We start from the raw sequence: 14562 nt of genomic DNA, 5'->3' as shown, positions 1-14562 counted from the left end.
TAAGAGAGTGGGAGCTATGGAAAGGTTTGCGTTTTGATAATGGTTGATCAACTTGATTTTCGTAATTTTTCATAAGTTTTGGTTAAATCGGAAAATCCCGGCTTGTGAAAGTCGGGATTTTTATATACAAAAAAAGGATAACCTTTCGATTATCCTTTTCTTGAGAGCGGAAGACGGGGCTCAAACCCGCGACCCTCAGCTTGGAAGGCTAATGCTCTATCAACTGAGCTACTTCCGCAATTTTAATTGCTTTTGAAAAGTTAGTGGGCAGTGATGGATTCGAACCACCGAAGTCGAAAGACAGCTGAGTTACAGTCAGCCCCATTTGGCCACTCTGGTAACTGCCCCTATTATTTTCAATTGCGATGCAAAGGTACGATTATTTTTGAAACCTGCAAGCGTTTAGTCAGAAAAATGTATCATTTTTAATGCTGTCACTGCTGCTTCATCCCCTTTATTTCCGTACTTACCGCCTGCACGATCTTCTGATTGCTGCATGTTGTCAGTAGTTAACAGACCGAAAATGAATGGAATATCATACATCAGATTCAGTTCGGTAATACCTTGGGTAACGCCTGAGCAAACATAATCAAAATGCGGAGTGTCGCCTCTCACGACGCATCCTAAAACGATCACAGCGTTCACATCTTTTGTTTCAGCCATACGTTTTGCACCGAAAGTCAGTTCAAAACTACCCGGTACACGTTTAACATATATATTCTCCGGTTTCACGCCATGTTTTTCCAGTGTGTTGCAGGCACCTTCCAGTAATTTCTCTGTGATGTGCTTATTCCACTCTGCGACTACAATACCGAAGGTCATTTCAGAGCCGTCCGGAACGCTGTTGAAGTCGTAATCTGATAAATTTTGATAAGCTGTAGCCATAACTCTATATTTAAAATAAAAGGATGCCTTTTTTGACGGGACATCCTCTTATATAGTTTATATCGTATGAATTATATTATTTAGCAGCAGAAGCGCGGGCGATATACTTATCGATATCGGCAGCCTCCATTGAATTGAAATATTTTTCCTTGATAGTCGTGTATGCTTTAACTGCATCGCTATACTGTTTTTGGTTTTCGTAAGCGATACCGGCTTTCTTCAGGTAAACCGGGCTGATCACTTCGTTGTCTGCTTTCTTGGCAGCTTTTTCGAAATAACTGATGCCTTCTTTGATGTTACCCATATTTACATAACAGTCACCGATCAGACCGATGATAACCGGAGAAATCATGTTGTCGTCTCCGCTGAATGATTTCAGTTTGTCAAGAGCTTTTTCCGTATCACCCATTTTGAAATAGCAGATACCTGCATAAGCTTTTGCCAAATTGCCGGAAGTCGTGCTTCCATATTGGTCGATGATTCCTTCAAAACCGTCGAAGTCGGCGCCATTACCGTTCAATGCCAAATTGAAAGAGTCCTTAGCAAAATACTGTTCTCCTTTAAACATAGCAGCGGCTGCTTTCTTTTCCTGGGGAATCAAATAACCGTGTTTAATTCCTAAAACAGCTCCAACAACGAGTGCGATAGCTATAATTCCGTAAATGATCTTTTTTGAATTGTTTTCAATGAACTGTTCCGACTTCGAAACAATTTCTTCTACTTCTAACTCCGTGTTGGTGTTTTTTTCCTTAGTAGCCATAATGTGTTATAGTTATTTATTATTTTTATCTACTGATTTATGCCAATGGCAATTCAAAGCGCAAAAGTAGTTTTTTTTACTGATATAATCTATACTTAGAAGTATATTTTTTAATTTTGTACGATTAATAAAGTGCAGATGATACTCAAAAAGCTTTCTATTCTCAATTATAAAAATATCCTTCAGGCGGAAGTCGCTTTCTCACCCAAAATGAATTGTTTCTTTGGAAATAATGGGATGGGGAAGACGAACCTGCTGGATGTGGTCCATTATCTTTCGTTTTGCAAGAGCCATATAAATACGCCTGATACACAGATCATCAACAACGATCAGGATATGTGTGTCATTCAGGGAGCGTATGATTATGAGGGAAGGACGGAGGAAATCTTCTGTGCTATCCGTCGTCGGCAGCGGAAACAGTTCAAACGGAATAAAAAGGAATATGATAAACTGTCCGAACATATCGGGTTGCTGCCTTTGGTTATGGTTTCACCGGCGGATTCGGATTTGATCCGGGGTGGAAGTGATGAACGCCGCCGCTTTCTAGACCTGATCATTTCTCAACAGGACAAACAATACCTGCATGCCCTGATACAATATAACAAAGCGTTGCTTCAACGGAATGTACTTCTCAAAAATCAAAGTATGGATGCCTCGTTGTATGAAGTGCTGGAAATGCAGATGGGAATGTACGGACGGATGGTTTTTGAAAAGAGGCAGTTGCTGGTCGAGAGTTTTATTCCTATCTTTAATGAATATTACCAGACGATCTGCCGTTCGACGGAACGGGTCGGTTTGCGTTATATCTCGCAGTTGGAGGAGAAAGATTTGTCGGAATCGCTGGCTGCCAACAGGGAACGTGACCGGATTTTAGGATATACTTCCAATGGAATACACAAGGATGAGCTGGAAATGACTTTGGATGAGAACCTGATTCGCAGGGTCGGCTCTCAGGGACAGAATAAGACGTACCTGATCGCTTTGAAGTTGGCTCAGTTTGCTTTTCTGGCTCAGAAAGGGAATACGACTCCGATCTTGTTGCTGGATGATATCTTTGACAAACTGGATGCCTCACGTGTGGCGGAGATCATTAAGCTGGTGAGCGGCGATGGTTTCGGGCAAATATTTATTACGGATACGAACCGTAAATATCTGGATGAAATATTGCAGGCGATGAATCATGACTATGCTTTGTTCAAAGTAGAACAAGGTGAAGTGCAACCTATGGAGGAGGCGGAATGAAGCGGAAGAATACACAAGCAATCGGTGAAGTTCTGAGAGATTTCTTTGAAGATAATACGGAACTGTATGAAAAGATCCTGGAGATCAGGGTTGAACGTGCCTGGAAAGAGGTGCTCGGACCGATGGTTATGCAGTATACGCGCAATATATATGTACGCGATCATATATTATATGTATCGCTGACTTCTGCCGTATTGAGGAGTGAGCTTACTTTATGCCGTGAGCGGCTGGTGAAGAGCCTGAATGAATATGCCGGCGCAACTGTTATCCATGATATCATTATCCGGTAATAACTTCCTTTTCTGTAATGATCATGTCCATTTTCTTGTCGAAAGGTTCGATTGGAATCATGTCCTGTAGCTGAAAGTCGAAACAAATTCCAATTTTAGGCACTTGTAAAGTTGATAATAACCGGTCGTAATATCCTTTGCCGCGTCCCATGCGGTTCAATTGGCGGTCGAATGCCACGCCGGGTACAATAATCAGATCGATATCCGTTTCCGGAACTGTCGTTTTCGGATCGATCGGTTCCAGAATGCCGAAAGCTCCGGGTTTTAATGTATCGAGACCTTTGTAAGGTAATAAACGCAGATCGTTGCCGACAACTAACGGCAGGAGAAGTTGTTTTTTATCAAACCATTTTTCGAGTAAACCGGCAGTCTGCACTTCTCCGGGAATGGCATTGTATAAAGCGATGCAGCGAGCCTGCCGGAAGAGTTCAGTCTCTTCCAGCCGCATCTGTATTTTATCTGAAAAATCAAGCAGTGTAGTCTTCTCGTACGAGCTCTTTAGCGAGGCTATGTATTTTCGAAGGTGTTGCTTGGATTCTTGCAATTCCTTTGTCTGCATCTTTTTTCTCTAAAGTAGGAATGGATTTCCCTTCGTTTATGATCTGGATGGCACGAAGTAAGGTAGGATCGTCTTTCAGGAAGATCGGATAGAATCCGGCTTCGTCGAAGAAGTTCCGTACGATATAGGCCTGCAGTTGGTTTTCAATCAGTTTGCCGGAGATGTTGATCAGGTTCGGACGTTTCTTGATACCTTTGGATGCTGCAAAGTTCGTGAAGTCATACAACAAGGGTTGAGACTGTAAATATTTGTACAGATCCTGATAAGTCTTGAATGATGATAACTTTTCACGATTCTGATCAGAATATTCCAAAACATACAGGTAAAGTGTTCCGCTGTTCACAATGCTGGTGAAATAGGTTGTGATTCCACTTGTGTCACGCGGAATGAAAATATCCGGCATGATACCGCCGCCGCCGTATACAGTTCGTCCGATCATGGTGTGATACTTTTCTGTGTGCGTATTTTTAATACTGTCGGCAGAATCAAATTCACCATGAATGAAACGGTTATACAAATCCTGGTCATAGTCGGCAGAGTCTCCCAATTTATAATCTTTTTGGATGCTTCGTCCCGACGGTGTATAGTAACGGGCGATGGTCAGCCTGATCTCAGAGCCGTCGCTGAGTTTGATCGGCGATTGAACCAGGCCTTTTCCATAGGTACGGCGGCCGACGATCAGTCCACGGTCGTTATCCTGAATAGCTCCGGAGAAGATTTCGCTGGCGGAAGCCGAGAACTCGTCTGTCAGGACAACGATCGGAGCTTCCTTGCAGGTGCCGGTTCCATTGGTATATACGTCGTTTCTAGGGAAAGCTTTACCTTCCGTGTAAACGATGAGCCGTCCTTCCGGCATGAACTCGTTGACCATATTGATGGCAGCATCCATATAGCCGCCGGTGTTTCCGCGCAAGTCGATAACGAAGGAGCTGCATCCTGCTTCTTTCAGCTTGGCAATTGCCGTGATAAACTCGTTATAGGTTGTCCGTCCGAATTTGCTGACTTTGATATACCCGATACCTTTGCTGACTTCGTAAGAAACATCCACGGAATTAACCGGAACGTCGCCGCGTGTCACATCAAAATAAAGCAGGTCGGGAACGCCTCCACGCTTTACGCCTAGCTTAACCGTGCTGTTCTTCGCACCGCGCAGGGTACGCATGATTTTCGCCTGGCTGGTATTGTTGCCGGAATAAATAGAGTCGTTAATCGTGATGATACGGTCAAACGGCAATAATCCGGCCTTTTCGGCTGGACCTTTAGGGATGACGCTGATCACCAGGATAGTATCTGTCTGCATATTGAATGAAACCCCGATACCGCTGAATGAACCTTCCAGGTCTTCGTTTACGATCGTTGCATCTTCGGCAGGAATATAAACGGAGTGAGGATCCAGTTCGCTGAATATTTTAGGTATTGTGCCTTCCACCAGCTTCCCCATATTGACTGTATCGACATATTGTTCGTCGATAATATCGAGTATGGCATTTATTTTATTTCCACTGGAAAACATCCGGCGTTTGCCATGTTGAGTAAGAGAAAGATAATTGTTCCCGATAAAGATACCGAGGGCAATACTTGCTGCAATGATAACAGGTAACCAAATGGTTAACCTTCTGTTTTTGTCCATAAAAACGTATATTTATTCGTTTATATCAATATAATCTATACTAATACCGGCGCGCTGCAATAAATTACATCCGTCTTCCATCCGGTATTTTTCTGAATATACAACACGCTTAATGCCCGATTGGATGATCAGTTTGGCACATTCTATACAAGGTGCCGAAGTCACGTAGATCGTAGCTCCTTTGCTGCTGTTAGAAGATGCTGCCACTTTTGTAATGGCATTCGCTTCCGCATGTAACACATAGGGTTTGGTTACATTGTTTTCATCTTCACAGACATTTTCAAAACCGGCAGGTGTTCCGTTGTATCCATCGGAAATAATCATCTGGTCCTTAACTATCAGTGCACCGACCTGTCGCCGTTTGCAATATGAATTTTCGGCCCAGACTGCAGCCATTCTCAGATAACGTTTATCCAGTTCATATTGCTTCTCTGTTTTTTCGCACATGGTTTACCTGATTTTGTACTTATTATTTTAGCTGGCAAAGGTAAATATAATTGATTTAACTATTGTATGTTTAGCTATTTTTATATCAATTGCCATTCGCTTTCGGTTCAGCCTGTTTGATGCCGTTTCTGATGAGCAGTGCGTCGATGGTCGGTTCCTGTCCGCGGAAACGTTTATACAAGACTGCCGGGTCTTCCGTTCCTCCTTTGGAAAGGATATTTTCCCGGAATGACCGGGCTGTTTCGCGGTTGAATATCCCGTTTTTCTTGAAGACGGAGAATGCGTCGGCATCCAGTACTTCAGCCCATTTGTATCCGTAATACCCGGCAGCGTATCCTCCGGAGAAGATATGTCCGAAACTGCTGCTCATCAATGTACCCGGGACTTCAGGGACAATAACGGTGCGTGCCCATGCCTGTTTTTCGAAAGCGATCACATCTCCTTCAAACGGTTCCGTCTGTGTATGCCATGCCATATCGAGCATGCCGAAACTTAACTGGCGGCAACAGAAATACCCTGTGTTGAAATTAGAAGCATCGACCAGTTTACGGATAAGTTCCTGCGGTATCTTTTCTCCCGTTTCGTAATGTACGGCGATCTGATCTAGAAATTCTTTTTCCGTCAACCAGTTTTCCATCAACTGGGATGGGAGTTCGACAAAATCACGGTACACATTGGTTCCGGAAAGGCTGGCATATTTTCCTTTGGCCAGCATTCCGTGCAAGGCATGTCCGAATTCATGCAAAAGTGTATTTACTTCATCGAAAGTCAATAGAGACGGTTTGGTCTCCGTCGGGCGCGTGAAGTTCATCACGATGATGATCTGGGGACGGCTGTCATTACCGTCGGCCTCGCTATATTGTTCCTTGATGCTGTTCATCCAGGCTCCCGATTGTTTCCCGTCGCGCGGATGGAAGTCGGTATACAGGATGGAGAGAAACTTACCGTCGGCATCATATACTTCGTAGGCATCGACTTCCGGATGGTAAACGGGTATTTCCTTGTTTTCCTTGAAAGTGATACCGTATAACTGTGTGGCAAGTCCGAATACTCCGTTTTTAACATTGTTCAGTTCGAAGTACGGGCGCGTCATCTCATCGTTTACATTGAAACGGATATCTTTCAGTTTTTCGGAATAATAGCTCCAGTCCCAGGGCATAACGGTGATGTTCTCCTTTTCAGCTCCCATGGCAAAACCTTGCACGGCATTGTATTCGTTGACGGCAACCGGTTTATAGGCCTCCAGCAATTGTTCCAGTAAATGGTAAACATTGGCTGGCGTTTTAGCCATTGTTCTTTTAAGCGAATATTCGGCGTATGTGCTGTGTCCCATCAGCCGGGCTATTTCCAGCCGGATATTGACGATCCGGCGAATGAGTTCTTTGTTGTCATATTCATCGCCTTTGTTTCCGACACTCATATATTCCCGGTACATCGTTTCGCGTAACGGGCGTAAAGCCGAGTAGCGCATGAATGGAACGTAGCTGGGAGCAGTCAGGTTAAACAGCCAACCTTCTTTCCCTTTCTCTTTTGCCCGGTGGGCCGCAGCTTCACGTATGCTTTCGGGCAGTCCTGCCAGGTCTTTTTCATCGGTAAGGAGTAATTCATACCTGTTTTTATCTTTTAGCGCGTTTTGATCGAAAGTCAGGGATAGTACGCTCAGGTCTGTACTGAGTTTGCGGTATTTCTCTTTATCATCCGCGCTCAGGTTGGCACCGCGAACAGAAAATGATTCGAAAGTATCTTCCAGTAATTTAGCATCTTCGGGCGAAAGAGCGAGTTGTTCTTTCTGTTCGTAAACAGTTTTTACCCGTGCGAATAATTTTTCATTGAGAAATATATTGTTGGAGCTTTCCGACAGCTTTGGGGATACTCTTTGTGAAATATCCATCATTTCGTCATCTGCTTCTGCATTGAGTATATTAAAAAAGGCCGAACTCACTTTGTCCAGTAGTTTGCCGCTACGCTCCAGGGCTACAATTGTATTCTCAAAAGTAGCAGGTTGGTTGTTATTGGCAATATCCTGTATTTCCTGATCCAGTTGCCGGATGCCTTCCTCAAAAGCCGGTTCGTAATGAGCCGTCTTTATTTCGTTGAAAGGCGGAGTTCCGAAAGGGGTATTGTATCTTTGAAAGAATGGATTATTTACTGTCTGTGTCATATTTCTTATACATTATATATTATATAATCGTTTCTTCTTATGAATAGTTTATTTGTGAGTACAAAGATGGAAAAAAATACCTGTTTTGACGAAACAAACATCTATGGATTTATAGATTTATAATTCGATATAATTTGTTGTCGATAATTGTGGGCAGGCTTGTTGACAGTTGTCGACAGGCTTGCCCATAATTGTCAACAGGCTTGCCCACAATTATCGACAACCAGTTATATCAGCAGAAAATATTGTTTAGATCCTTTATTTTGTATCCTTTCCAGGGGAATTGTTGCTCTTGAGTTCTCGTGCTCATTCGCGGGTTGTCTCTCTAATGCTTCTTTTTTTCGATACTCTAAGATATTCATTGAGTATAGCCTTTTCTTGTTTTAACATTTATTTATGTGTTTGATAACACATTCAGAGTCGTGGCTTGATTTCTAAATGGTTATTTATCAATGTTTCCAGATATTTTTTTTAAAGGAGTTTCTAAATAAATATGAAAGTGAGTTTGTTTTTTTAGTTTTTATGTGATACATTTGATCGGAATATCATGACATTTTAATTATATAAGCATAAACTTAAAACCAAATATAAAATTATGAGTTATCTTAAATTTGACAAGACTCTTATGACAAACCTGGAGGAGTCTCTACCCAGGGAGATTCTTCGTACGAATCGTTCGGGAGCCTATCACTGCACAACTATCGCGGATTGTAACACGCGAAAGTATCATGGATTACTTGTCATTCCGGTGCCAGAACTAGATGATGAAAACCATGTGTTGTTATCATCGTTGGATGAAACAGTTATACAACATGGGGCTGAATTTAATTTAGGTCTTCATAAGTATCAGGGTGATAATTATAGTCCGAACGGACATAAGTACATCCGTGAGTTTGAATGTGAGAAAGTGCCGACCACTATCTATAGGGTAGGTGGAGTTGTTTTGAAAAAAGAAAAGCTTTTTGTTCATCACGAAAACCGAATTTTGATTCGATATACGCTGCTGGATGCACATTCTGCTACAACGTTGCGCTTACGTCCGTTTTTGGCGTTTCGCAGTGTACGTCAGTATACGCACGAGAATGCCCAGGCCAGTCGTGAGTATCAGGTTGTCACAAACGGTATCAAGACATGTATGTATCCGGGATATCCCGAATTGTATATGCAGTTAAATAAAAAGAATGAGTTTCATTTTCAACCGGACTGGTATCGAGGTATCGAATATCCGAAAGAGCAGGAGAGAGGATATGATTTTAATGAAGATCTCTATGTGCCCGGATATTTTGAAGTAGATATAAAGAAAGGTGAAAGTGTCGTTTTCTCCGGCGGTGTTTCCGAGACGAATACACGTGCGTTGAAAAAGACATTTGAAGAAGAGATGGAAGAGCGTACTCCGCGCGACACATTCAAACATTGTCTGATCAATGCTGCCCACCAATTTTTGAATAAGCAAGGTGGTGAATATTATATCCTGGCCGGTTATCCCTGGTTCAAGTGCCGCGCTCGCGACATGTTTATATCTTTGCCGGGACTGACGCTGGCTATCGACGAAAAGTCTAAATATGAAGTCGTGATGGAAACAGCCCGTAAAGCTGTGTATGCTTTCATGAATAATGAGCCAAGCGACCTGAGAATCTATGAAATGGAGCATCCTGACATTTTGCTTTGGGCTGTGTGGTGTATCCAGCAGTATGCTAAAATGGTGTCGCGTGATGCATGTCGTGAGAAATACGGTGTATTGTTGGAAGATATCATGGCATTTATTCGCAGCAACAAACATCCTAATTTGTCTTTACTCGACAACGGTTTGCTGTATGCTCGCGGAACGGAGAAGGCCGTTACATGGATGAACTCTACCGTCAACGACCGGCCTGTAATACCGAGAACTGGTTTTGTCGTAGAAATAAATACTTTATGGTATAACGCCCTACGCTTTACCGGTGAATTACTGGGCGAAGCCGGAAATGAAAATTTAAGCACAGAATTGTCTGCTTTGGCAGAAAGAAGCGGCAAGTCGTTTGTGGAAACATTTTTGAACGAGTACGGTTATTTATTAGACTATGTGGATGGAAATATGATGGACTGGAGTGTACGTCCTAATATGATATTTGCCGTAGCTTTTGATTACTCTCCTTTGAATGCCAGTCAGAAAAAAGGAGTGCTTGATATTGTAACGAAGGAATTGCTTACGCCAAAAGGTCTTCGTTCGTTGAGTCCGAAGAGCGGAGGTTATAATCCGAATTATGTAGGTGCTCAGATTCAGCGCGATTATGCTTATCATCAGGGTACTGCATGGCCTTGGTTGGCAGGTTTTTATTTCGAAGCTTATCTTCGTATTTATAAAATGAGTGCCCTGGGCTTTATTGAACGCTATTTGATTGGTTATGAAGATGAAATGTCATCTCACTGTATCGGTTCTATTTCAGAACTGTTTGATGGTAATCCTCCTTTCAAAGGACGCGGTGCTGTTTCTTTTGCTATGAATGTGGCAGAAATATTGCGAGTGTTATATTTATTGAGTAAATACAATTATTAATAGGAGGAGCCAATATGAAAGTATTAATGTTTGGATGGGAATTTCCTCCCAAAATATATGGTGGTCTTGCAGTTGCATCTTATGGTATCACTAAAGGATTGAGTTTGCAGGGAGATGTGGAAACGACTTTCTGTCTTCCGAAGCCGACCGGAGAAGAAGAAGGCTTTTTGAACATCATAGGTATGAATCAGGTACCTGTTGTGTGGCGTGATGTTGATTATAATTATCTCAAGTCGCGACTGCCTCATTATATGACCCCGGAACAGTATTATGCTTTCCGCGACCATATTTATGCCGATTTCTCTCACATGCATGTCAATGATCTGGGATGTATGGAGTTTGCCGGAGGTTATCCGGGGAATCTTCATGACGAGATCAATAATTTTTCTATCATAGCCGGTGTTATTGCGCGACAGCAGCAATTCGATATCATTCATGCACATGACTGGTTGACCTATCCGGCAGGCGTACACGCCAAATTAGTGAGCGGGAAACCTTTGTGTATCCATGTTCATGCTACCGATTTCGACCGTTCACGCGGAAAGGTGAATCCAACCGTATATGCGATGGAGAAGAACGGTATGGATCATGCAGATTGTATCATGTGTGTATCGGAACTGACTCGTCAGACGGTTATCCGTGAATATCACCAGGATCCTCGTAAATGTTTTGCTATGCACAATGCGGTTTATCCGCTTTCGCAGGAATTGCTGGATATACCTCGTCCGGAGCATCCGAAAGAAAAAGTGGTTACGTTCCTTGGACGTATTACCATGCAGAAAGGACCGGAATACTTTGTTGAAGCAGCGGCTTTAGTGTTGAAGCGTTCACGCAACATTCGCTTCGTAATGGCGGGTTCGGGTGATATGCTGAATGCCATGATCAATATGGCTGCCGAACGTGGTATTGCCGACCGTTTCCATTTCCCGGGTTTCCAGCGCGGACGCCAGGTGTATGAAGCGTATAAAAACAGTGATGTGTTCGTGATGCCTTCCGTTTCCGAACCTTTTGGTATTGCTCCGTTGGAAGCTATGCAGTGCGGAACGCCTTCTATTATCTCAAAGCAGTCCGGATGCGGTGAAATTCTTGATAAAGTGATTAAAACGGATTATTGGGATATCAATGCAATGGCCGATGCTATTTATTCTATTTGTACGAACGAGTCTCTTTTCAAATATCTTCAGGAAGAAGGAAAGAAGGAGGTCGACAGCATTACATGGGAAAAAGTCGGTTTGCGAATCCGCGCACTTTACGAGGATGTTTTAAAGAATTACGGTAAATAATAAAACAATAACTAGATATGAAAACAATCTGTCTTTATTTTGAAATACATCAAATTATTCATCTGAAACGTTATCGCTGCTTTGATATAGGTACCGATCATTACTATTATGATGATTATGAAAACGAACGCAGTATCAGTGATATTGCAGAACGTTCGTATATTCCTGCTCTGACAACCTTGCTTGAAATGGCAAAAGAAAATAACGGAGCATTTAAAGTGGCATTTTCAATCTCAGGTGTGGCAATGGAACAGTTGGAAGTGTATGCTCCCAGAGTGATCGAATTGTTGCATCAGTTGAATGAAACCGGTTGCTGCGAATTTTTGTGTGAACCTTATTCACATGGCTTGTCTTCATTGGCTAACGAGGAGTGTTTCCGGGAGGAAGTAGACCGTATGAAGAAAAAGATCAAACAGGTATTCGGACAGACTCCGAAGGTGTTCCGTAATTCAAGCTTGATTTATTCGAATGATATCGGTGCCTTGGTTGCCAGCATGGGATTTAAAGGTATGCTGACGGAAGGTGCTAAGCATGTATTAGGCTGGAAGAGCGCTCATTATTTATATCATTGCGCATACAATCCTAATCTGAAGCTTCTGCTTCGTGATTTCAAGTTGTCGGATGATATCAGTCTGCGTTTCTCTAATTCTGACTGGAGTGAGTATCCGTTATTTGCTGATAAATATATGGATTGGGTTGCTGCATTTCCTGAAGAAGAGCAGGTGATCAATATTTTTATGGAGCTTGGTGCTTTGGGTATTGCACAACCGTTGTCTTCTAATATATTGAGCTTTATCAAAGCATTGCCGGCATGTGCGAAAGAAAGAGGTATTACATTCTCTACACCGACGGATATCATTACAAAGTTGAAATCAGTAGATCAGATCGATGTACCTTATCCAATGTCATGGATAGATGAAGAAAGAGATACTAGTTGCTGGTTAGGTAACGTGATGCAGCGTGAAGCATTCAATAAGCTGTATAGTGTAGCAGAACGTGTCCATCTGTCTGACGATCGTCGTATCAAGCAAGATTGGGATTATCTGCAGGCAAGTAATAATTTCCGTTTCATGACTACAAAGAATACGGGTATTTGGTTGAATCGCGGTATTTACGATTCTCCGTACGATGCATTTACGAACTATATGAATATCCTGGGTGATTTTATAAGTCGTGTCAATGCTCTGTATCCGATCGATGTGGACAATGAAGAATTAAACTCTCTGCTGACAACGATCAAGAATCAGGGAATAGAGATCGAAACGCTTCAGAAAGAAGTTGATAAGCTGAAGAAAAAGCTTGCTAAGAAGTCTGAAAAATAAAATTATGCTATAAAAAAACGGATAATCTTTTTAGATTATCCGTTTTTTTATGACTTTAAAATTACTACTTGTAATCTGTTGTTGTTATAATGATCCGTGTAGCATCCTCTGTTTTAAGCAACTTTACACCGGAAGGCAATAAATAGTTGTTTATTGCCGTTGTGTACGGTTGGGAATTTCCCCAGTAACTATCATTTTGAGCTGTAATGCGTTCAACAGGCACCAAAAGCAATACCATATCTTTATCCGGATTGTTCTTTATATGTTCCTGCATCAAATTAGAGACGTTTCCAAATGAATAAGAACGACTGCTGGAGTTATAGCTGGCACGGAATGCTGTTTTGCTGTCTTCTATTTTATTATTGACAAAGAAAGTTGCTAAAGAGTCTTTAGGCAACAATAATAAATTAGCCGGAGCACTCAATGCCCATTGCCAGTCTTCCTGAGGCAACGCTTTTATTGTCAAAGGTATATTATTGATAACGCGGTCTCCAATTCTCTCTACAATATCCTTAGCCGGAATAGTCAACTGCGTATATACACCGGCAGGAGTTTTCAGATAGGTGATCGAATCATTTGGCTGCAACAGCGGAGTCAAATCTGTATTCTTGAAACGATTCAACTGTAAAACTTCTTTGGTTACATTGAACGTTTCACTGGCACGTGCCGTGGAATCCTGTCCCTGGCTACCCTTCAATGAATATTTGTAATAGATAGAAATCGAAGAATAGCTGATCTGCAGAATATTTCCACTACCATATGTGTTTGTTACATATAAGCCCTGGAAGAATTTATTGAAATTTTCCTGGCTGGAGAATGTTCCGGGATTATTGACTGATTCATCATAGAACTTCTGACCAAAGTCCTTCGGCATTCGGATTGTAATGGTCGGAATATAAGTAGAATCACCTTGTGAATTCACAGCATAACGAACACTGTCGGGCACCGAGTTGTCGTATGCCGTATACGTCTGCATACCCAGTGACTTCTGCATATCGCAATATTCCAGCGGATCGAAGTTTGTATAAAAATCCCTTTCCGGTTCTTTGTTTATCTCATATATTTGAACGCGCATAGGAGCTAATGAATCACCCACCCAAGCTCCGTTTTGATAGATAATATTAAATTCGACAGAGTCAATCTGCCCGTTGATTGGTTTCTGTTGGAATTTGAAATCATCCGGACAGTAGAACTGGCAGATGTAATCAGATTTCACATTACCATATAACGGGTCATAAAACTCGCCGAGCAGTCCATTAGTAGTTCTTGCATATACCGAATCCATCAGCAAGGTTGTCGCTTGCATCTGAAAGGTATCTACATATACGGGCATTTGGTCTCCGTCAGGCTGAATTGTCGAGCCAACCAGATTCAAATCATCACTACACCCACTCAGGATTGTTATTCCCAAGCCCAGGCCAATTAATAAAGGCTTGATATTCATCAT

At 42.2% G+C, this 14562-nt stretch carries 12 protein-coding genes and 2 tRNA genes; 5 read left to right on the top strand and 9 right to left on the bottom strand.

Annotation, left to right across the window (positions count from 1 at the left end; all coding sequences use genetic code 11):
* Positions 1 to 165: 165 nt before the first annotated feature.
* From P3L47_RS00910 to P3L47_RS00895, 4 genes are all read right to left on the bottom strand, one after another.
* Positions 166 to 238 (bottom strand) — tRNA-Gly (locus P3L47_RS00910).
* 26 nt (positions 239 to 264) lie between these two features.
* A tRNA-Tyr gene (locus P3L47_RS00905) sits at positions 265 to 347 on the bottom strand.
* Positions 348 to 402: 55 nt separating this feature from the next.
* Positions 403 to 885, bottom strand: coding sequence for a 6,7-dimethyl-8-ribityllumazine synthase (gene ribH / locus P3L47_RS00900; protein ID WP_122353820.1), 483 nt, complete (start codon positions 883 to 885; stop codon positions 403 to 405).
* Between the two features lie 76 nt (positions 886 to 961).
* A complete protein-coding gene (locus P3L47_RS00895) occupies positions 962 to 1645 on the bottom strand; it encodes a tetratricopeptide repeat protein (RefSeq protein WP_277782419.1) in 684 nt (227 codons plus the stop codon).
* Positions 1646 to 1783: 138 nt separating this feature from the next.
* On the opposite strand from P3L47_RS00895, the gene recF reads away from it, so the two are divergent.
* Both recF and P3L47_RS00885 read left to right on the top strand, forming a co-directional pair.
* Entirely contained in the window at positions 1784 to 2887 is a 1104-nt protein-coding gene (gene recF / locus P3L47_RS00890) for a DNA replication/repair protein RecF (RefSeq protein ID WP_277782418.1), read from the top strand.
* Entirely contained in the window at positions 2884 to 3177 is a 294-nt protein-coding gene (locus P3L47_RS00885; protein ID WP_007654102.1) for a DciA family protein, read from the top strand. The genes recF and P3L47_RS00885 overlap by 4 nt, the downstream gene beginning before the upstream one ends.
* Here the strand turns inward: P3L47_RS00885 and P3L47_RS00880 are convergent.
* The 4 genes from P3L47_RS00880 to P3L47_RS00865 form a co-directional block, all read right to left on the bottom strand.
* Positions 3167 to 3688: a 5-formyltetrahydrofolate cyclo-ligase gene (locus P3L47_RS00880; RefSeq protein ID WP_427910560.1), complete on the bottom strand. Its 522-nt coding sequence runs from the start codon at positions 3686 to 3688 to the stop codon at positions 3167 to 3169. The genes P3L47_RS00885 and P3L47_RS00880 overlap by 11 nt on opposite strands.
* Positions 3645 to 5366 carry a S41 family peptidase gene (locus P3L47_RS00875; protein WP_122362371.1) on the bottom strand — a complete coding sequence of 574 codons (1722 nt, stop codon included), beginning with the start codon at positions 5364 to 5366 and terminating at the stop codon, positions 3645 to 3647. The genes P3L47_RS00880 and P3L47_RS00875 overlap by 44 nt, the downstream gene beginning before the upstream one ends.
* 12 nt (positions 5367 to 5378) lie before the next feature.
* Positions 5379 to 5813 carry a dCMP deaminase family protein gene (locus P3L47_RS00870; protein WP_007654099.1) on the bottom strand — a complete coding sequence of 145 codons (435 nt, stop codon included), beginning with the start codon at positions 5811 to 5813 and terminating at the stop codon, positions 5379 to 5381.
* Positions 5814 to 5898: 85 nt separating this feature from the next.
* Entirely contained in the window at positions 5899 to 7974 is a 2076-nt protein-coding gene (locus P3L47_RS00865) for a M3 family metallopeptidase (RefSeq protein WP_277782417.1), read from the bottom strand.
* A 595-nt stretch (positions 7975 to 8569) separates the two neighbouring features.
* Here P3L47_RS00865 and P3L47_RS00860 point away from each other — a divergent pair.
* From P3L47_RS00860 to P3L47_RS00850, 3 genes are read left to right on the top strand one after another with little or no spacing between them, the layout of a single operon-like run.
* Complete coding sequence (locus P3L47_RS00860; RefSeq protein ID WP_122362369.1) at positions 8570 to 10510, top strand: glycogen debranching enzyme N-terminal domain-containing protein; 1941 nt, start codon at positions 8570 to 8572, stop codon at positions 10508 to 10510.
* Positions 10511 to 10524: 14 nt separating this feature from the next.
* Positions 10525 to 11793, top strand: coding sequence for a glycosyltransferase family 4 protein (locus P3L47_RS00855; RefSeq protein WP_122362368.1), 1269 nt, complete (start codon positions 10525 to 10527; stop codon positions 11791 to 11793).
* A gap of 17 nt (positions 11794 to 11810) precedes the next feature.
* Positions 11811 to 13115, top strand: coding sequence for a glycoside hydrolase family 57 protein (locus P3L47_RS00850; protein WP_122362367.1), 1305 nt, complete (start codon positions 11811 to 11813; stop codon positions 13113 to 13115).
* Positions 13116 to 13179: 64 nt separating this feature from the next.
* On the opposite strand, the gene P3L47_RS00845 is transcribed toward P3L47_RS00850, so the two are convergent.
* On the bottom strand, positions 13180 to 14559 hold the full coding sequence (locus tag P3L47_RS00845) for a DUF4270 domain-containing protein (protein WP_122362483.1): 1380 nt from the start codon (positions 14557 to 14559) through the stop codon (positions 13180 to 13182).
* Positions 14560 to 14562: the final 3 nt, after the last annotated feature.

The organism is Parabacteroides chongii (assembly GCF_029581355.1).
Taxonomy (GTDB): Bacteria; Bacteroidota; Bacteroidia; order Bacteroidales; family Tannerellaceae; genus Parabacteroides; species Parabacteroides chongii.
Note: the sequence above shows the minus strand (reverse complement) of the source record. Positions and strands in the feature narration are given on the sequence as shown.